At 46.4% G+C, this 18637-nt stretch carries 25 protein-coding genes; 23 read left to right on the top strand and 2 right to left on the bottom strand.

Annotation, left to right across the window (positions count from 1 at the left end):
• Positions 1 to 83 precede the first annotated feature (83 nt).
• Together mntR and KI350_RS10680 are read left to right on the top strand one after the other, a co-directional pair.
• On the top strand, positions 84 to 512 hold the full coding sequence (gene mntR / locus KI350_RS10685; protein WP_020452154.1) for a transcriptional regulator MntR: 429 nt from the start codon (positions 84 to 86) through the stop codon (positions 510 to 512).
• Between the two features lie 331 nt (positions 513 to 843).
• Complete coding sequence (locus KI350_RS10680; protein ID WP_020452153.1) at positions 844 to 1719, top strand: patatin-like phospholipase family protein; 876 nt, start codon at positions 844 to 846, stop codon at positions 1717 to 1719.
• On the opposite strand, the gene KI350_RS10675 is transcribed toward KI350_RS10680, so the two are convergent.
• On the bottom strand, positions 1716 to 2102 hold the full coding sequence (locus KI350_RS10675) for an SA1362 family protein (protein ID WP_025811167.1): 387 nt from the start codon (positions 2100 to 2102) through the stop codon (positions 1716 to 1718). The genes KI350_RS10680 and KI350_RS10675 overlap by 4 nt on opposite strands.
• Before the next feature lie 38 nt (positions 2103 to 2140).
• Entirely contained in the window at positions 2141 to 3094 is a 954-nt protein-coding gene (locus KI350_RS10670; protein WP_020452151.1) for a DUF1385 domain-containing protein, read from the bottom strand.
• A gap of 251 nt (positions 3095 to 3345) precedes the next feature.
• Between KI350_RS10670 and KI350_RS10665 the strand changes: the two genes are divergently transcribed.
• From KI350_RS10665 to KI350_RS10565, 21 genes are all read left to right on the top strand, one after another.
• Entirely contained in the window at positions 3346 to 3882 is a 537-nt protein-coding gene (locus tag KI350_RS10665; RefSeq protein WP_020452150.1) for a YqhR family membrane protein, read from the top strand.
• A gap of 79 nt (positions 3883 to 3961) precedes the next feature.
• On the top strand, positions 3962 to 4399 hold the full coding sequence (gene aroQ / locus KI350_RS10660; RefSeq protein WP_020452149.1) for a type II 3-dehydroquinate dehydratase: 438 nt from the start codon (positions 3962 to 3964) through the stop codon (positions 4397 to 4399).
• Positions 4400 to 4414: 15 nt separating this feature from the next.
• Positions 4415 to 5476, top strand: coding sequence for a M24 family metallopeptidase (locus tag KI350_RS10655; protein WP_020452148.1), 1062 nt, complete (start codon positions 4415 to 4417; stop codon positions 5474 to 5476).
• A gap of 31 nt (positions 5477 to 5507) precedes the next feature.
• Positions 5508 to 6065 carry an elongation factor P gene (efp, locus tag KI350_RS10650; protein ID WP_020452147.1) on the top strand — a complete coding sequence of 186 codons (558 nt, stop codon included), beginning with the start codon at positions 5508 to 5510 and terminating at the stop codon, positions 6063 to 6065.
• Between the two features lie 162 nt (positions 6066 to 6227).
• Positions 6228 to 6509 (top strand): YqhV family protein, encoded by a 282-nt coding sequence (locus KI350_RS10645; protein ID WP_003183412.1) that lies wholly within the window; start codon positions 6228 to 6230, stop codon positions 6507 to 6509.
• 91 nt (positions 6510 to 6600) lie between these two features.
• Positions 6601 to 7524: a stage III sporulation protein AA gene (spoIIIAA, locus tag KI350_RS10640; RefSeq protein ID WP_023855174.1), complete on the top strand. Its 924-nt coding sequence runs from the start codon at positions 6601 to 6603 to the stop codon at positions 7522 to 7524.
• Positions 7518 to 8033 (top strand): stage III sporulation protein SpoIIIAB, encoded by a 516-nt coding sequence (spoIIIAB, locus tag KI350_RS10635; protein WP_020452145.1) that lies wholly within the window; start codon positions 7518 to 7520, stop codon positions 8031 to 8033. The genes spoIIIAA and spoIIIAB overlap by 7 nt, the downstream gene beginning before the upstream one ends.
• Positions 8034 to 8055: 22 nt before the next feature.
• On the top strand, positions 8056 to 8262 hold the full coding sequence (gene spoIIIAC / locus KI350_RS10630) for a stage III sporulation protein AC (RefSeq protein ID WP_003183409.1): 207 nt from the start codon (positions 8056 to 8058) through the stop codon (positions 8260 to 8262).
• Between the two features lie 12 nt (positions 8263 to 8274).
• Positions 8275 to 8670, top strand: a complete 396-nt coding sequence (gene spoIIIAD, locus KI350_RS10625; RefSeq protein ID WP_256164082.1) for a stage III sporulation protein AD — start codon at positions 8275 to 8277, stop codon at positions 8668 to 8670.
• A 21-nt stretch (positions 8671 to 8691) separates the two neighbouring features.
• Complete coding sequence (gene spoIIIAE / locus KI350_RS10620; RefSeq protein WP_020452143.1) at positions 8692 to 9897, top strand: stage III sporulation protein AE; 1206 nt, start codon at positions 8692 to 8694, stop codon at positions 9895 to 9897.
• An 11-nt stretch (positions 9898 to 9908) separates the two neighbouring features.
• Positions 9909 to 10538 (top strand): stage III sporulation protein AF, encoded by a 630-nt coding sequence (gene spoIIIAF, locus KI350_RS10615; RefSeq protein WP_020452142.1) that lies wholly within the window; start codon positions 9909 to 9911, stop codon positions 10536 to 10538.
• Positions 10531 to 11226, top strand: a complete 696-nt coding sequence (spoIIIAG, locus tag KI350_RS10610; RefSeq protein WP_020452141.1) for a stage III sporulation protein AG — start codon at positions 10531 to 10533, stop codon at positions 11224 to 11226. Before spoIIIAF ends, spoIIIAG begins: the two co-directional genes overlap by 8 nt.
• A 3-nt stretch (positions 11227 to 11229) precedes the next feature.
• Positions 11230 to 11865 carry a SpoIIIAH-like family protein gene (locus KI350_RS10605; RefSeq protein ID WP_025811169.1) on the top strand — a complete coding sequence of 212 codons (636 nt, stop codon included), beginning with the start codon at positions 11230 to 11232 and terminating at the stop codon, positions 11863 to 11865.
• A 173-nt stretch (positions 11866 to 12038) separates the two neighbouring features.
• The gene (accB, locus tag KI350_RS10600) at positions 12039 to 12518 is read left to right on the top strand and encodes an acetyl-CoA carboxylase biotin carboxyl carrier protein (protein WP_025811170.1); all 480 of its coding nucleotides are present in this window, start codon (positions 12039 to 12041) and stop codon (positions 12516 to 12518) included.
• Between the two features lie 11 nt (positions 12519 to 12529).
• Positions 12530 to 13882 (top strand): acetyl-CoA carboxylase biotin carboxylase subunit, encoded by a 1353-nt coding sequence (gene accC, locus KI350_RS10595; protein ID WP_020452138.1) that lies wholly within the window; start codon positions 12530 to 12532, stop codon positions 13880 to 13882.
• A 47-nt stretch (positions 13883 to 13929) separates the two neighbouring features.
• Positions 13930 to 14313, top strand: a complete 384-nt coding sequence (locus KI350_RS10590; protein ID WP_031304734.1) for an Asp23/Gls24 family envelope stress response protein — start codon at positions 13930 to 13932, stop codon at positions 14311 to 14313.
• A gap of 292 nt (positions 14314 to 14605) precedes the next feature.
• A complete protein-coding gene (gene nusB, locus KI350_RS10585) occupies positions 14606 to 14995 on the top strand; it encodes a transcription antitermination factor NusB (RefSeq protein WP_020452136.1) in 390 nt (129 codons plus the stop codon).
• Between the two features lie 16 nt (positions 14996 to 15011).
• On the top strand, positions 15012 to 15860 hold the full coding sequence (gene folD / locus KI350_RS10580) for a bifunctional methylenetetrahydrofolate dehydrogenase/methenyltetrahydrofolate cyclohydrolase FolD (protein ID WP_020452135.1): 849 nt from the start codon (positions 15012 to 15014) through the stop codon (positions 15858 to 15860).
• Positions 15861 to 15942: 82 nt separating this feature from the next.
• Positions 15943 to 17292, top strand: coding sequence for an exodeoxyribonuclease VII large subunit (xseA, locus tag KI350_RS10575; protein WP_020452134.1), 1350 nt, complete (start codon positions 15943 to 15945; stop codon positions 17290 to 17292).
• Entirely contained in the window at positions 17285 to 17545 is a 261-nt protein-coding gene (locus KI350_RS10570; RefSeq protein WP_020452133.1) for an exodeoxyribonuclease VII small subunit, read from the top strand. Before xseA ends, KI350_RS10570 begins: the two co-directional genes overlap by 8 nt.
• Positions 17535 to 18425, top strand: a complete 891-nt coding sequence (locus KI350_RS10565; protein WP_020452132.1) for a polyprenyl synthetase family protein — start codon at positions 17535 to 17537, stop codon at positions 18423 to 18425. The genes KI350_RS10570 and KI350_RS10565 overlap by 11 nt, the downstream gene beginning before the upstream one ends.
• Positions 18426 to 18637: the final 212 nt, after the last annotated feature.

The following is an 18637-nucleotide window of genomic DNA, read 5'->3' as shown; positions in this document are numbered from 1 at the left end:
AAACGTTATCCCGTTGCTTGTTTTTTACATGCACATAGTGTAAACTTGTTATGATTTGAATAGGTGTGATTTGGAGGGATTTGATGACAACACCGAGTATGGAAGATTACATAGAACAAATTTATATGCTGATTGAAGAAAAAGGATATGCAAGGGTCTCAGATATAGCCGAAGCTCTGGCCGTCCATCCCTCCTCGGTTACAAAAATGGTTCAAAAACTCGATAAAGACGAATATTTGATTTATGAAAAGTATCGTGGCCTCGTGCTGACGCCTAAAGGGAAGAAAATAGGCAAACGTTTAGTATACAGACATGAATTATTGGAGCAGTTTTTACGAATCATTGGTGTTGACGAAGAGAAAATTTATGATGATGTCGAAGGAATCGAGCATCATTTAAGCTGGAACAGCATTGACCGTGTCGGAGATCTTGTGCAGTATTTTGAAGACGACAGCAAAAGAATCGACGATTTGAGAAGCGTCCAAAAAAGAAACGAACAGGAAAATCAATAAAAGCCGCCGGGTAACGGCGGCTTCAGATTGTTGACAAAATCCCAAAACGACTTTTGGTTTTGGGATTTTGTCATCCTATCAGCGTGATTGAAAACCCTTGCAGTCTAGGAAGGCCGAGCATCGGAGCGGAGCGAATGTTGGAATTCGTGAGCACCGACGCGCAGGCCTGACAACGAATGCGAGGGTTTGTCGACACGCTGAAGCCGCCGGGTAACGGCGGCTTTTCTCTTTCCGTATCAGTTTTTCCAGCTGCCGCTTTGTCTCATGGTCTTTTTTTTCTGTCCGTTTCTTAAAATGGTGTAAAGCCATCTTTTAAGGGAGGGAGATCGCGATGTACATCGACGGGGTTTTTTCAGGCGGCGGTATGAAAGGGATTGCACTTGTGGGGGCATACGAGGCGCTTGAGAAACGGGGCTTCCGATTTAAAAGGCTGGCCGGAACGAGCGCCGGTTCGATTATTGCCTCGTTTATCGCGGCAGGTTATACAAGCGCGGAGATCCGTCAAATGATGGAAGAATTAAATGAAAGCGAGCTCCTTGACCCGAGATTTTCACTCTTGCCTTTGAAAATGCTGCAATGGGCATCGATTTATTGGCGGCTCGGTTTATATAAAGGAGATAAACTGGAAAACTGGATTTCCGAAAAGCTGAAAGCGAAAGGCATTTCAGTTTTCGGGGATCTTGAACAGGGAAAACTGAAGTTGATCGCCTCCGACTTATCGAATGGCAAGATGCTTGTGCTGCCTGACGATTTAAACAGATACGGCTTAAACCCAAGGCGTTTTTCCGTCGCCAGGGCGGTCCGGATGAGCTGCAGCATTCCTTATTTTTTTGAGCCGGTGAAGCTCAAGTCCTCCAGCGGCATCAGCGTTGTCGTAGACGGCGGAGTTCTGAGCAATTTTCCGATGTGGCTGTTTACAACAGAAAAAAAACGGCCGGTATTGGGGATCACGCTGATGCCCAATGAAAAAGAGAGGCCGAAGAAAACGATTAAAAATGCGTTCGAACTGTTCGGGGCGCTGTTTGAGACGATGAAAGAGGCGCATGACGCCAGGCACATTGCCACAAAACATGAGCGCAACATCATTTTTTTACCTGTTGAGGAAGTCCTGTCGACTGAATTCGCGATGTCGGCAGAAAAAAAACTAGCTCTAATCGAGCTAGGAAAAAAACGAACAGAATTATTTTTGAAACAGTGGACGTTTTAAAAGAAAGCCCTGTTTTTCTTTTTGCTTTTTTTGCCTTCAATCACTGTCAGCTGAGTCTGGCTTTTTTTCTTCACCAATACCGGCTTCGATTTATTAATAGACGGTACGCTTCTCAGATGATTAACCTTGCCTTTTATAGAGCGTTTTTTGTGATCTTGAAAACGCTTGTTGGATTGCTTGGCTGCTTTCTTAAAAGCGGCTCCTTCACTGCCCATATCGCGATTGGAAATGCGCCTGATCACGAAATAAATGATGGCGCCGACCGCTGCAAAAACAACCAAGTATTGGAGCAGGCGGCCCGGACTTGTGATGGCGAAATAGACAAACCCAAAAATTCCAAACGCAATAATTAAAGCTGAGACAGGATGTACGCGTTGCTTCATAACTGTCCACCTCCCAAAAAATTAACCAATTCGTTGCATTACATTACGATATTAGAAGGTTCCTTCTGTTCGTCCTCTGCTTTGGTCTCCATATGAAGAAGCTCATTGAAGCTTGCGATGGCGACTTCCACCTGATCGTCAGACGGCTCTTTCGTTGTTAAAAGCTGCAGCCACAAACCCGGATAGCCGAGCACCTTCAATACGGGGATGTCTCTCAGTTTGTTTGTCAGCTGCAGAACTTCAAATGAAATGCCGAGAACGACGGGTATCAGTGCGAGTCTATTCAAAATACGGACCCAGAGAGGGTCAGTAGGAACGAGCAAGTAAACAAACATGCCCACGATGACGGTGAATAAAATAAAGCTGCTTCCGCATCGGTAGTGCAGTCTTGACTGCCGCTGAACGTTTTCAACCGTGACCGGCAGATTTTGCTCGTAACAGTTTATGACCTTGTGTTCTGCTCCGTGATATTGAAAAACTCTTTTAATAAAAGGAGTGCATGATATGGCGTAAATATAGCTTAAGAGAAGGAGCAGCTTAAAAAAGCTTTCGATCATAATCTGCGCGACGTCCGACTGAAAGACCGGACGGGTGAGCTCCGCTAAAAAAACGGGCACGAGCGTAAAAATAAACTTGCTGAACAAAAAAGACAGGACGCCGACTGCGGCGAGGCCAAAAATCATCGTCAGCTTGGACGGCTTCTCTTCTTTCAATTGATCGTCTAAAGAAGGATCGAGGTCATAGCGTTCGCTCGAAAAATTCAAGTGCTTGGTGCCGTTCGCGCTTGCTTCAATAATCGCGATAATCCCTCTGAGAAAAGGAATTTTTTTAAATTTTTCAAGCGCCGGATTGGTTTTCCGAGGCAGCTTAAAAAATTCAAGGCTTCCGTCTTTTCTGCGGATCGCGGTTACATAATGGCGCCTGCCGCCGAACATAACGCCTTCGACGACAGCCTGCCCTCCGTATGCGGGCTGTTTTGTTTGATTTGACATTTGCATCAACCTATCTGTATCAATCTATGAGTACATTAACCATTTCCTTACACCTATTGTACAGGAAAAACGCTGAAACCTCTAGATTGACGGGCTCAAAAATTTAAGAAATTCGAACCTATTACAAAGCCAAATCTAATTAAAGTATACCCTTTTTCATGCTTTTTACACTCGGATCTTAAAAATCCGGGAAAGCTGATGTTGGCGAGGCTGTTTTTGGACATACTGGAAATGGAGGTGATCTGGACTGTATGGGTAATGAAGACAATCAAAAACAGCCGGAAGAGCTTGAGCAAAATAAGCGTGAAACTCCGATGACTTTCATCGGAAGGGTGATCACGACTGGCTTTGTCGGCGGAGTGCTTTGGAGTGCACTCGGTGAGCTTGCGTACCTTTTTAAGTTCTCCGAAGTCAATGCAAACATGATTCTCCAGCCTTTTGTCATCGGCGATTGGAAAAACGGATTTCTCGGGACGTTTATCAGCATCCTGCTGATCGGTGTTATTTCCATCGGAGCTGCCCTGCTTTACTACGGCACTTTGAAGCAGGTCAAAGGCATGTGGGCAGGCATTGTATATGGAGCCGTTTTGTGGGCTGTCGTGTTTTACCTGTTCAATCCGATGTTCCCAGATGTTCAGACTGTGGCTGAATTAAAGAGGGAAACGGTTGTGACGACGCTTTGCATTTACCTACTTTACGGTTTATTCGTCGGCTATTCCATTTCGTTTGAATACAATGAGCTCAATTCTGAAAAGTTGACGCGGGCCCTTGGAGAAACAAGAGAATAGTGCCTGATCAGGAAGCAATATGATAAAATGTTCACTGTAAGTGGACATTTTTTTGCGTGATGAGAAGGGGGAGGCAGAGTTGCCGCATATTTTAATATTGAACGGACCGAATTTAAACCGGCTTGGAAAACGCGAACCCGATGTATACGGTACAGACACATTAACTGATTTGGAACAAAAACTTTTTCAATTTGCCGAAGGCATTCAGATTGAATTGACTTTTTTTCAATCAAACCACGAAGGGGACCTGATTGATGCTCTTCATGAGGCAGAGGAACAATACGATGGAATTGTCCTGAACCCGGGGGCTTTCTCCCATTACAGCTATGCCATCCGCGATGCGGTGGCAGCAATCAGCATACCGGTGATTGAGGTCCATCTTTCAAACCCTCATGCGAGGGAAGAGTTCCGGCACCGCTCGGTCATCGCTCCGGTTGCAAGAGGCCAGATCACGGGACTCGGCTTTGAAGGTTATAAGCTGGCCATCTGTTATTTTATGAACGCAAATAACAAATAGGGGGACTAGTGGACAATGAAACTAAACAAATTGAGAGAGCTTTTCGGCGGTTTGGGTATTGACGGGATTTTGGTGACGAGCAGCGTTAATCTGCGGTACATCACCGGATTTACCGGATCTTCAGGACTGGCGGTCATCTCCGGCGACCAAGCGGTCTTTATTACAGATTTCCGCTATACAGAACAGGCGAAAGATCAAGTCAAAGGCTTTGACATTGTTCAGCATGCCGGCGGAATCGTTCAAAAGGCCGCCGAAGTGATCAAAGAGATGGGGATAAACAAAATCGGTTTTGAACAGGATAAAATGACATACGGAACGTATGCCGCCTACAAAGAGCAGCTTGGCGCAGCTGAACTCGTTCCTGTTTCTCAATCTGTGGAAAAGTTGCGCTTGATTAAGTCTAGTGAAGAGATTAAGATATTAAAGGAAGCTGCAAAGATTGCAGATGATGCATTCAGCCATATTCTGACGGTCATAAAGCCCGGCATCACCGAAATTGAAGTCGCCAATGAGCTCGAGTTTTACATGCGGAGCCAGGGAGCGGATCATTCGTCCTTCGATATGATCGTGGCATCAGGCGTACGCTCAAGTCTGCCGCACGGAGTGGCAAGCGGCAAAGCGATTGAGAAAGGCGACCTTGTGACATTGGACTTCGGGGCTTACTATAAAGGTTACTGCTCGGACATAACGCGTACGGTCGCGGTAGGAGAGCCGGATGATGAGCTGAAACGCATTTATCAAACCGTGTTTGAGGCGCAGGCTATCGGCATGCGGAGCATCAAGCCAGGAATCACCGGGAAACAGGCTGACGCTTATACAAGGGACTACATATCTTCACAAGGCTACGGCGAGTATTTCGGTCATTCAACAGGCCACGGCCTCGGCATGGAAGTTCATGAAAGTCCGGCGCTTTCAGCACGTTCGGACCAGATGCTTGAAAAAGGCATGGTTGTAACGGTTGAACCGGGAATTTACATACCGGGAAAAGGCGGGGTCAGGATAGAAGATGATATTGTCCTGACAGAGGAAGGAAACGAATCCCTTACCCATTCCGCGAAAGAATTAATTATTTTATAATCCGTTTGATTGGAGCAATAGGAGGATAATCATGATTTCAGTAAACGATTTTCGTACAGGATTAACGATTGAAGTAGATGGAGGCATCTGGCGCGTTGTTGACTTCCAGCACGTTAAGCCGGGAAAAGGTGCGGCATTTGTCCGCTCCAAACTGAGAAATCTTCGCACAGGCGCGATTCAGGAAAAAACATTCCGCGCAGGTGAAAAAGTGGCACGCGCCCAAATTGAAACAAAAACGATGCAGTACTTGTATGCCAACGGCGACCAGCACGTTTTTATGGATACGACATCTTACGAGCAGCTTGAGCTGAACGAGAAGCAAATCGAACACGAGCTCAAATTCCTGCTTGAAAATATGTCTGTCCACATCATGATGTATCAGACAGAGACGATCGGAATCGAACTTCCGAATACAGTTGAACTGAAAGTTGTGGAAACAGAACCGGGCATTAAAGGCGACACAGCCTCAGGCGGAACAAAACCGGCAAAAACAGAAACAGGCCTTGTTGTCAACGTGCCGTTCTTCGTAAACGAAGGAGATACGCTTGTTGTCAATACTTCTGACGGATCTTACGTATCAAGAGCATAAGAGTAACAGCGGGAAAGAGCCGGCTTCATTGAAGCCGGCTCTTTTTTTGCTGTCTGAAATCTTTTACCTCTCACAGGCCAAATAGAAAAATCGGAAGACTACTTTTTCAATGAGGAGCATAGATTGTAAAAAAAGAGGATGTGTTACTGGAGGTTTAAGATCATGAAGCTTTTCTTTGGACAAGTCAATCCGACGGTTTTGACAATGGCTGCGTTAAGAGTGGTATCATCTTTGATCGAACTGACGGCGGCTGTCGTAATGCTTTTGACAAACGACGTCAGAAAAGCCGTGGCGGTCAACAGTGTGCTTGCGATGGTCGGACCGCTCATCTTTATTATTACAATGACAATCGGCATCTATCAGATTGCAGGGCAGCTTTCTTACGCAAAGCTGATTTTGATCTTTATGGGAGTGGTGTTGATCATCGCGGGGATCTATAAATAGTGACACATGATAAGAGAGACCGACTTGTCATAATGTCTTCCGTTGATCATACATTTTTATAGAAGACAAGCAAAAAGAGGAGGGAGTGTTTTTGCATCACATCACAGAGATTCTCCCCGATACGATCAAACGCGCGCTCAACGGTTTTGGCGACCATGAAATCAATCAGATAGAAGAAATTCGGATTCGGACAAGTCGTCCGCTCGAACTGGTGAACAAAGGAAAGCCACGCTTTCTCCCTTATGCGGCGACGCCTGAAGACTCGGCGCTTCTTTTAAACAGGCTGGGAAATTACAGCATGTATACACTGGAAGAGGAATTGAAAAAAGGATATGTCACGATCAGAGGCGGACACCGCGTGGGGCTTGCCGGCCGGGTTGTCGTCGAAAACGGAGCAGTCAAAGGAATCAGAGAAATATCATCATTTAATATCCGCATTGCCAAAGAAAAAATCGGCATTTCCGAACCGTATGTCCCTCATTTATTTCAAAACTCGTGGCTGAACACGCTGATCATCGGTCCGCCGCAAACCGGAAAAACAACACTGCTCAGAGATCTCGCCAGGCTGATCAGCTCAGGGAGCGGCAACGTGTCTGCCAAAAAGGTGGGAATCGTCGACGAAAGGTCTGAAATCGCAGGTTGTGTAAACGGTATCCCGCAATATCGGCTCGGCGACCGGGCAGACATCCTTGACGCCTGTCCAAAAGCGGAAGGCCTGATGATGATGATCAGATCGATGAGTCCGGAGGTTATGATCGCCGATGAGATCGGAAGAATGGAAGACGCAGAAGCGCTCTTGGAAGCGGTCCATGCGGGGGTGTCTGTCATCGTTTCGGCTCACGGCTCCTCATATGCCGATATCGCCAGGCGTCCATCATTGAAAATGCTTCAGGAGCACCGGGTTTTTGAGAGAATCGTGGAACTATCCAGAAAGAACGGTCCCGGCAGCCTGAGCCGCATCTTGAACGGGAATGGAGAGCCGCTCGGTGCGGCGAAGAGGATGTTATTATGCTGAAGCTTTTAGGTGCCGTGCTTATTTTGGCAGCAGCCACATGGACAGGATTTGAAATGGCGAAGCCTTTCAGGGATAGACCGAAGCAAATCCGCCAGCTGTTGGCCGCTTTGCAGTCTTTAGAGGCTGAAATCATGTACGGGCACACACCGCTCCTTCAGGCGTCAAAGCAGATCGCACACCAGCTTTCCGGGCCGATAGCTTCTTTGTTTCAGACATTTGCAGAACAGCTGGAAAAAGGCAGCGCTTCAGCGGGGACGGCATGGGAAGACAGCTTGGAGAAAGTATGGCCCGAAACGGCTCTCAAAAAGAAAGAATACGAGATTTTACGGCAATTCGGCGAAACGCTTGGCCGTCATGATCTGATTTCTCAGCAAAAACATATCAAACTGGCGTTAACCCATTTAGAGACAGAGGAAGCTGAAGCAAATCTCGCCCAGGCGAAAAATGAAAAAATGGTGAAGAGCCTTGGGTTCTTGTCGGGACTGCTGCTGATTCTTCTATTGATGTAATGAAGAGGGGAGCATACACGAAATGGGAGTAGACGTAAATATTATTTTTCAAATTGCCGGCGTCGGGATCGTCGTCGCTTTTCTTCACACCATACTGGATCAAATGGGGAAGAAGGAATATGCCCAATGGGTCACGCTTTTAGGATTCATTTATATATTGTTCATGGTGGCTACTGTTGTCGATGATCTATTCCAAAAGATAAAAGCTGTCTTTCTATTTCAAGGATAGGGGGGCTCACTCATTGAAATCGTACAAATCGTAGGATTGGGAATGATCGCCACCTTCCTCAGCTTGATTGTGAAAGAGCAAAAACCGACGTTTGCTTTTATGATTGTCGTTTTTGCCGGATGCACGATTTTTTTATTCTTAGTCGATCAAGTCTACGAAATCATTCGGATGATTGAAAAAATAGCTGCCAATGCCAACATCAACATGATGTATGTCGAAACGATTTTGAAAATTATCGGGATTGCTTATATAGCGGAGTTTGGCGCCCAGCTGACGAAAGATGCCGGACAGGGTGCGATTGCTTCAAAAATCGAATTGGCAGGCAAAATCCTCATCTTAGTCATGGCCGTGCCTATTTTAACCGTCATTATCGAAACGATCATCGGACTCATCCCTTCCATGTCTTAGTCAGAAAGGAGGATTTCCTGAGTGAAGCGTTTTCTGTTCTGGCTCTTGGTCATAGGAATCGTATGCTTTGGAGCGCATGATGTACAAGCTTCGCCAAAAGAAGCGGAGCCGGTTGGGGAACCCGCCGCGGAAGAATCGGCTGAAGCGATGGCCAGAGAGCAGGCTGAAGGTTTGGAGCTTGACCGGGTCGGGGAGTTCTGGAACAACATTTTGACTGAGTATGGAGGACACCTTCCCGAAAGTCAAAAAGGAAGCCTGCTTGAATTTGTCAAAGGTGAAAAGCACTTTTCGCCTGAGGAATGGAGCAAAGCGCTGTTTTCTTACTTGTTTCATGAAGTGCTGGCTAACGGGAAACTGCTCGGGACGCTGATCCTGTTGACCATCTTCTGCGTGCTGCTTCAGCTTTTGCAAAACGCGTTTCAGCAAAGCACCGTCAGCAAAGTGGCGTATGCAATTGTCTACATGGTGCTGATCATTCTTGCGCTCAACAGCTTTCGGGTTGCCGTCACATATGCGAATGAAGCGATCCAGACGATGACAAGCTTTATTCTGTCGCTCGTACCTTTGCTTCTAGCGCTGATGGCGACTTCGGGAGGAGCCGCCTCAGCCGCATTTTTTCATCCGGTCATTCTCTTTCTCATGAACACGAGCGGCTTGTTTATCCAATATATCGTGCTGCCGCTTTTGTTTTTATCAGCGATTTTAAGCATTGTCAGCACGATGACGGACCAGTATAAAGTCACACAGCTGGCTCAGCTCCTCAGAAACGCGGCGATCGGCACGCTGGCTGCATTTTTAACCGTGTTCCTCGGTGTCATCTCGGTTCAGGGCGCCTCAGCCGCAGTGACGGACGGCATTACTTTGCGGACGGCCAAATTCATCACCGGAAACTTCATCCCCGTATTGGGCCGCATGTTTACCGAAGCGACGGACACGGTGATCAGCGCGTCTCTCCTGTTGAAAAACACCGTCGGGATACTCGGGGTGGCGATCTTGATTTGCATCGCAGCCTTTCCCGCAATCAAAATCCTCTCCCTCGCGCTCATATACAAAATTGCCGCAGCCGTTCTCCAGCCTCTCGGAGGCGGTCCGGTGATCAGCTGCCTGGATGTCATCAGCAAAAGCGTCATCTACATTTTCGCGGCCATGGCCATCGTTTCGCTGATGTTTTTTTTAAGCTTAACCGTGATCATTACAGCGGGGAATTTGACGATGATGATGAAGTAGGGAGGGATGAGATGGAATTTCTGACAGAGTGGCTCACGAACATTATTCTATTTATTCTGATGGCGATCGTCATCGATATGCTTCTGCCGAATTCGAGCATGCAAAAATACGCGAAAATGGTGATCAGCCTGCTCTTGATCGTTGTGATACTGAATCCGATCTTCTCTTTATTCAGGACCGATCCGGATGTAATCTTTGAGAGGCTTACAAAAAACGGACAAGTTCAGTCAAACGAAATAAAAAATCAGTTGAATTCAGAAAAAAAAGAAATACAAGCCTCACAACAAGCATATATCTTAGAACAGATGGCTGTTCAATTGAAAAAGAGCGCAGAGGGAAGGTTTACCAGCGACAAATACAAGATTGACCGAGTCGCGGTCTCTTCTGACGGCCAGCTGAAAACAGAGAAAGATCTCAGTAAGCATGCGGAAGTCTCGGTATTCATAGAACCGGCATCCGAAAAAACGGTCCAAGCCGTCGCTCCTGTCGAAATCAATACGGATCGAGGCTACCAGCCAATGCGAGAAAGAGAAAAGAAAGAGACGGGGGAAGTCAGAGAACAGCTTGCAGGCATATGGGAAATAAGCCCCGACAAGATTACAGTTCATATTGAAGGGGGAGAACGAAGCGGCAATGAATAAAAGAACCTGGATCGAAAAGCTGATCGGCCACCTGCTACCCAAAGACGAGAAAAACGGAAAAAAGCTGACGAAATATCACTATTTTCTGCTGCTTTTTGTTCTCGGCGTTTCCTTCATGCTCGTCAGTCAAATCTTCTCTTCCGAACCTTCTCAAGATCGAGCGGCAGATCAGCCGTCGGCTTCACAAAAAGCTTCGTCTGAAAGCGCCGGACAGAGCGGTGAAGGTGAAAAAGAAGTGTTCAAACCCGCCTCAGATGACAAACCGAAGGACTCGATCCAAGATTACGAACAGGAATATGAGAATCAGCTCAAAGACATATTGGAAACGATTATCGGCGTGGAAGACGTATCAATCGTCGTCAATGTTGATGCAACCTCATTGAAAATATTCGAGAAAAATAGAAAAACCCAGGAGACTTCAACGAATGAGACAGATAAACAGGGAGGCAAGCGAACGGTGTCTGAAATGTCTTCTGACGAAGAAATTGTCATCATCAAAAACGGAGATAAAGAGACGCCTGTCGTCGTTCAGACGAAAAAGCCCGATATCAGGGGTGTTCTCGTTGTCGCTCAAGGAGTCGACAACGTTCAAATAAAAAAGACCATCATTGAAGCAGTGACAAGGGTTCTTGATGTTCCGAGCCACCGCGTCGCTGTTGCCCCTAAAAAAATGAAGGAGGATTCATAAATGATGCTGAAAAAACAAACGGTTTGGCTTTTAACCATGTTAAGTCTCGTCGTTGTGCTGAGTGTCTACTACATTATGTCGCCTGAAGGAGAAAATGTCGTCACGGTGGATGACAAAGAACAAGTCGCTGCTGAAAAAGAAAAACCGATGAAAGAAGAGCCTGCCAAAGATGCCAAAGAAGACACCGCGCCTGCTAAAGACAAAACTGAAGGGAAAGACACAAAAGATAAAGAAACGTCTGCGAGTGAGCAGAACGGAGAAGTTGTAACAAAAGAATCATCCGGTGATGAAGATTTATTCACAACATACCGCATGGAAATGGACGATCAGCGCAGCAGGGAGAGGGAGGAATTAACCGAAATCGTCAGAAGCGATAAAGCGACGGCAAAAGAAAAAAGCGAAGCTTACGACAAGATGACAGAGCTCAGTGAAGCTGAAGGAACGGAAAAGACGCTTGAAACGCTGATCAAAACAAAAGGCTATAAAGACGCCTTGGTCAATGCCGACGGCGATAAAGTCAATATTACGGTGAAGGCGAAGGAGCACTCGAAGGCCGCTGCCACCGATATCATCGACATCGTCGCAAAAGAAGTGAAAAACTTAAACGATGTGGCTGTGACGTTCGAGCCAGCAGAGTAAACATGTCCCGCTTGCAAAAAGCGGGATTTTTTTATGCTTGAGGCCCCTGTTGATGCAGGGCGCTCATGATTGTAGTTGAATTCGGCATTCCTCTCCTGTAAGATGAATATAGTATGTACTTTTAGTACTAACTGATAAATGCGTAAAATCTTTTTCATTAGGAGTGCGATAGCATGTTAAACATTGATGAAATCAGACAGTTGATAAAATTAATTGATGAATCTTCGATAAATGAATTTACATACGAAAACGAAGGATCGAAGGTTGAACTGAAAAAACAAAGCGGAACCGTGCAAACCATCCAGCAAGTGGCTGCGGCGCCTGTTCAAACACCGGCTCCGGAAGCTCCCGCGATGCAAGCGCAAGTTCAGGATGCGCCTGCAGCAGAAGAAGCCGCAAAAGACGGCGGAAACCTCCACAAAATCACCTCTCCGATGGTCGGAACGTTTTATGCGTCTTCTTCGCCTGAAGCCGACCCTTACGTAACAATCGGTTCGAAGGTAGCAGAATCCTCTGTCGTCTGCATTGTGGAAGCAATGAAGCTCTTTAATGAGATCGAAGCCGAAGTGAAAGGCGAGATCGTTGAAGTATTGGTTGAAAACGGCCAGCTGGTTGAATACGGACAACCTTTATTTTTAGTAAAAGCAGAGTAAGGAGCAATAAGATGATCAAAAAGCTATTAATTGCGAACAGGGGAGAAATTGCTGTCAGAATTATCAGAGCTTGTAAAGAACTGGGGATCGATACAGTAGCCGTCTTTTCCGAGGCCGACAGAGAGGCGCTCCATGTTCAGATGGCTGATGAAGCATTTTGCATCGGACCTAAGCTATCAAAAGACAGCTACTTGAATATAACGAATATCGTCAGCGTCGCCAAAATGACCGGCGCTGATGCGATTCACCCGGGCTACGGTTTCCTGGCGGAAAACGCCGATTTTGCCGAGCTTTGCGAAGAGGTAAACGTAACCTTCGTCGGTCCGACAGCAGACGCGATCTCTAAGATGGGGACAAAGGATGTTGCCAGGGAAACGATGCAGCAGGCTGGCGTTCCGATCGTACCGGGTTCCAAAGGAATTATTGAAGATATTGAAGATGCGGTTTCATTAGCGCGCGATATAGGGTATCCTGTCATTATAAAGGCAACTGCCGGGGGCGGCGGAAAAGGAATCAGGGTCGCCCGTACGGAAGAAGAACTGATCAACGGCATTAAAATCACTCAGCAGGAAGCGGCCACCGCTTTCGGCAACCCGGGTGTGTACATTGAAAAGTACATTGAAGACTTCAGACACGTCGAGATCCAAGTGCTTGCGGACACACACGGAAATACGATTCACTTGGGTGAACGCGACTGTTCAATCCAAAGAAGGCTCCAAAAGCTGCTTGAAGAAACTCCTTCACCTGCGCTTGATGAAGGAATCAGGGAGCAAATGGGGCAGGCGGCTGTCAAAGCGGCTGAAGCCGTTAAGTACACGGGCGCGGGAACAGTTGAATTTATCTACGATTACCGCGAGCAGAAGTTCTACTTTATGGAAATGAACACGCGCATTCAGGTTGAGCATCCGGTAACAGAGATGGTGACGGGCGTTGATTTGATTAAAGAGCAGATCAGAGTGGCGTCAGGTGAAAAATTAGCCCTCACCCAAGATGAAGTCACTTTTAACGGCTGGGCCATCGAATGCCGGATTAATGCGGAAAACCCTGAGAAAAACTTCATGCCTTCTCCGGGAAAAATCGAGATGTATCTGCCTCCGGGCGGGCTCGGCGTCAGAGTGGATTCTGCGGCTTATCCGGGATACTCGATTCCTCCTTATTACGACAGCATGATTGCAAAAGTCATCACATACGGGAAGACGAGGGAAGAAGCTGTATCAAGAATGAAAAGAGCGTTGAGCGAATTCGTCATCGAAGGCGTTCATACGACGATACCGTTCCATCTGAAACTGCTCGAGCACGAAACATTCGTAAGCGGAGAATTCAATACGAAGTTTTTAGAAATATATGATGTAATGGGGTCGTAATTTTAACGGAGGTGAACATATTGAAAGACGACAACAGCTTATTGGAAATGAGCCATGAAGACAATCATTTAGGAAAAGTGGAAATCGCTCCGGAAGTCATCGAAGTCATTGCCGGAATCGCAGCTTCCGAAGTTGAAGGCGTAGCTGAAATGCGCGGCAATTTTGCGACAGGTGTCGTGGAACGGTTTGGAAAAAAGAATCACGGCAAAGGCGTCAAAGTTGATTTGTCAGATGACGGAATTATCATTGATGTTTATTGCGTGATGATGTTTGGCGTTTCGATTCCTAAAGTTGCAAATGCCGTTCAGGATAATATCCGCCAGACGCTTCTCAATATGACAGCTCTTTCGATTAATGAAATCAATATTCACATCGTTGGCATTCAATTCGATTCAAAAACGCACGAGGTGGAAGTCGATCAAGAGATGTAGTGCGGTGAAGTGGAAGAACCAAGGGGAATGACGGCCCTTTGGTTTTTTCATGTTCCGTTTTAAAAAATGACGTTTAAAAGCATCTTTCCGCTGTTATCGACCAAAAATAAGAGGAACCGGAAAGTTTGCAAAGAAGTTCGAAAAACGAATGATAACAAATGTTTGTTTCTTATTATTCGGTTATTGACGATAAAACCGCGATTTTTGCATGCGGAAAGACTAAAAATATGATATGATCTCTTTGTGGCTTAAACGGCAAGCGGCAAAGAGGGTTAAAGGAGAAAAAGAAAGAATGAAAAGAAGAACAGCAAGAGAAAAGGCTTTGCAGTCACTATTCCAGATTGATGTCAGTGATACAGAACCGAATGAAGCGATGCAGCACGCCTTGGACGGGCAGGAAAGCGACGCTTTTTTCGAGCAGCTTGTTTACGGGGTCTTAGAGAACAAAGAGAAAATCGATGAGATGATCAAACGGCATCTCGTCAATTGGAAGCTTGACAGGCTGGCGAATGTCGACCGCGCGATTTTGCGTTTGTCCGCCTATGAAATGATTTTTTTAGAAGACATACCTGTCAACGTCTCTATGAATGAAGCGATTGAACTGGCCAAGCAATTTGGAGATGACAAGTCGGCGAAGTTTGTAAACGGTGTTCTTTCTAACATTAAATCCGATCTTGAATAATCTAGGAGGAGAGCAAATGACAGCAACCATCATCGACGGGAAAGAAACAGCAAAGGAAAAGCGCGGGCAGCTGGCCAAGGAAGTTGAAGAGCTGAAAAAACAAGGAGTGACCCCGGGACTGGCCGTTATTTTAATTGGTGATGATCCGGCGTCTCTTTCATATGTACGGGGAAAGAAAAAAGCAGCTGAAGCCATGGGGATTCGTTTTCAGCTGGATCATTTCGATGCAAGTTTCTCTGAACAGGAACTTCTTGAAGTAATTGACCAGTACAACCAAAATAACGACTTTCACGGAATTCTTGTCCAGCTGCCTCTTCCGGATCATATTTCCGAACAAGCGGTGATTGAAAGAATATCCCCTGACAAAGATGTTGACGGTTTTCATCCATTAAACGTAGGAAAGATGCTGCTTGGCGAAGATACATTTCTGCCTTGCACGCCTGCGGGCATCGTGGAGCTTTTAAAAAAAACCGAGATTGATCTGTCGGGAAAAGAGGTTGTTGTCGTCGGGCGAAGCAATATCGTCGGAAAGCCGGTAGGGCAGCTGCTCTTGAACGAAAACGCAACCGTTACGTACTGCCATTCAAGAACGGCCGACATTACGGCTCACACAAAAAAAGCCGACATTCTGATTGTCGCTGTCGGAAAGGCGAATTTCATCAAAGCGGATCAAATGAAAGAGGGAGCCGTTGTCATTGATGTCGGCGTTAACCGCCTTGACAACGGAAAGCTCGTCGGTGATGTCGATTTTGAAGAAGCGAAGGAAAAGGCTTCCTATATTACACCCGTACCGGGCGGTGTCGGTCCGATGACGATTACAATGCTGGCCCATAACACGGTTAAATCAGCGAAGCGTACAATTTAACTTTAATGTACAGCCGTTCATCCGCCTGGTCTCGCGCCGGCGGATGAACGTGCTTGTGCCTTCTTAGAAAGGAGACTGTGCCATGAGTGAAATTTCATTTGTCACGGTCACGGCTTTGACAAAATATATTAAGCGCAAATTTGACGTGGACCCCCATCTTGAAGACATTTGGATCAAGGGCGAGCTGTCAAATGTTAAAATACATAGCAGAGGCCATATTTATTTTACACTGAAAGATGATAACGCCCGCATTCAATCCGTCATGTTCGCCAGACAAAACAGAAATCTCGCCTTTACCCCTGAAAACGGGATGAAGGTATTGGTGAGAGGCGGCATTTCGGTATATGAACCGAGCGGCAACTATCAGCTCTATGCGAAAGAAATACAACCTGACGGCATAGGTGCGCTTCATCTCGCGTATGAAGAACTTAAGAAAAAGCTGTCGCAAGAAGGCTTGTTTGATGAAAAACATAAGAAACCCATCCCCGCGTTCCCATCCGTCGTCGGTGTTGTCACATCTCCAACCGGAGCGGCTGTACGCGATGTGATCACCACCATTAAAAGAAGATACCCCCTTGTAAAAGTGATCGTCTTTCCAACGCTCGTTCAAGGAGTAAACGCGGGCGAGTCCATCGTCAGCAGCATCAAAGAGGCTAACCGCAGAGAGTTATGCGATGTATTAATCGTCGGACGCGGAGGGGGATCGATCGAAGAGCTGTGGGCATTTAATGAAGAGGCTGTCGCCAGGGCCATTTTTTCTTCCGACATTCCGATCATTTCCGCCGTCGGGCATGAAACGGATTTTACAATCAGCGATTTTGTTGCGGATTTGCGCGCGGCGACCCCGACGGGAGCGGCCGAACAGGCCGTACCTAATATGCTTGATTTGCTGGAGCGTCTGAAAACGCTCGAAGCGAGAATTGCAAAATCGATGAAGCAGGATTTAAGAAAGCGGCAGGAGCGCGTGAAAACCCTCCAGTCCTCTTATGCCTTCCGCTACCCGAAACGGCTGTATGCCCAAAAGGAACAGGAATTCGACCTGATATTCGACCGTTTCCAAAAACAGCTGGCGATGACCGTTGAACGCAAAAAACAAAAACTGAACGAACAGACATACAAGCTGGAGATGCTTCATCCCGAGGAGCAGCTTAAACAAGCGAGAAAGAGGCATGAAGAGCAGACAGTCCGGCTGAAGCGGAATATGGATGTGCAGCTTAAGCAGATTCACTCGCAGTTTCAAACGGTTCTTGGTAAACTGAATGCATTAAGCCCTCTCCAAGTGATGGAAAGAGGGTACAGTTTGACATATAAAGAAAACGAATTGATTAAAAGTATTGAACAGGTTCATGAAAAAGACGAGATCCGCGTCACATTAAACGATGGGACGCTGACCTGTGAGGTACTGCAAAAGAGAGGCGAAACAAATGGCTGAAGAAAACAAAACAAACCGGGAAGACCTGACATTTGAAGAGGCGATGAAAGGTCTGGAACAGATCGTATCAAAGCTTGAAGAAGGGGATGTGCCTTTGGAAAAGGCGATCGACTACTTCCAGGAAGGGATGGCTCTTTCGAAAATGTGCCACGAAAAACTGCAAAATGTCGAAAAGCAGATGGACTACATTTTGCGGGAAAATGGGGAATTAGCTCCTTTCAGTGTTCGGGAGGAGGAAAAAGGTGACCGGTAAACTTGACGGATTTTTAAAATCGAGAAAAACAGTAATTGAAGAACGCCTTCCGATGTATATTAAAGACCTGCGAGCGCCGTCCATCCTTAAGGAATCCATGCTGTACTCATTGGAAGCCGGAGGGAAACGGCTGAGACCGATTTTGGTACTTGCGCTTCTTCATGCGTACGGAAAAGACGAAGAAGCCGGAATTCCGGTAGGGTGCGCGGTTGAAATGATCCATACGTATTCATTAATCCATGACGATCTCCCTTGTATGGATGACGATGACCTCAGAAGGGGAAAGCCGACAAACCATAAAATATACGGGGAAGCGACGGCCATTCTCGCCGGAGACGCCTTATTAACTGAAAGCTTCAAAATGATCACTTCCAATATGCCTTCTGATGTATCTGCTGAAAAACGCATCAGACTGGTGAATGAGTTGATATCGGCAGCGGGGGCTGAAGGCATGGTCGGCGGTCAAATTTTAGATATGGAAGCGGAATCAAAGTCTGTCTCTCTTGATGAACTGCAGCGGATTCACGAAGGAAAAACGGCTAAACTCCTCAGCTTCAGCGTCATCGCGGGGGCGATTCTAGCAGATGCATCTGAAAAAGAGATCGAAAAGCTCCGCGAATTCAGCCATCATATCGGCATCGGCTTCCAGATCAGAGATGACATTCTCGACCTTGAAGGATCAGAGGATAAAATCGGCAAACGGATCGGATCTGACGAGACAAACGGAAAATCGACCTATCCGTCGCTCCTTTCGCTTGAGGGCGCCAGCCAAAAGCTTGATGAACATATTGAAAAAGCAAAACGGCTGATTTCAGAGCTTCCGCTTGAAAAAGAGCTTATGTACGAGTTTTGCGATATGATTGCCGCAAGGGATCATTGATACAGGGCTTCCATTTGAGCATCAAAGGCTTATTATGCTAAAATATAAAGAGTTGAACTCTAAAACGCCGCGCCGTTATCACGTTGTGTTAGCGGCTGTTTTTTCAAACGAAGCGTCCGCATATGCAAGTTTGCGCATGGGGATGAATTCGTCATATAATAATTCAAGCTGAAACTTAAAATGAAGCAAGGCGCATACTTGCAGAAATCATG

Origin of the sequence: Bacillus sp. J41TS8 (assembly GCF_018333035.1) — a bacterium.
Lineage (GTDB): Bacteria > Bacillota > Bacilli > Bacillales > Bacillaceae > Bacillus > Bacillus paralicheniformis.
The sequence above is the reverse complement of the archived record's forward strand: the minus strand, read 5'-3'. Positions and strand labels throughout refer to the sequence as shown.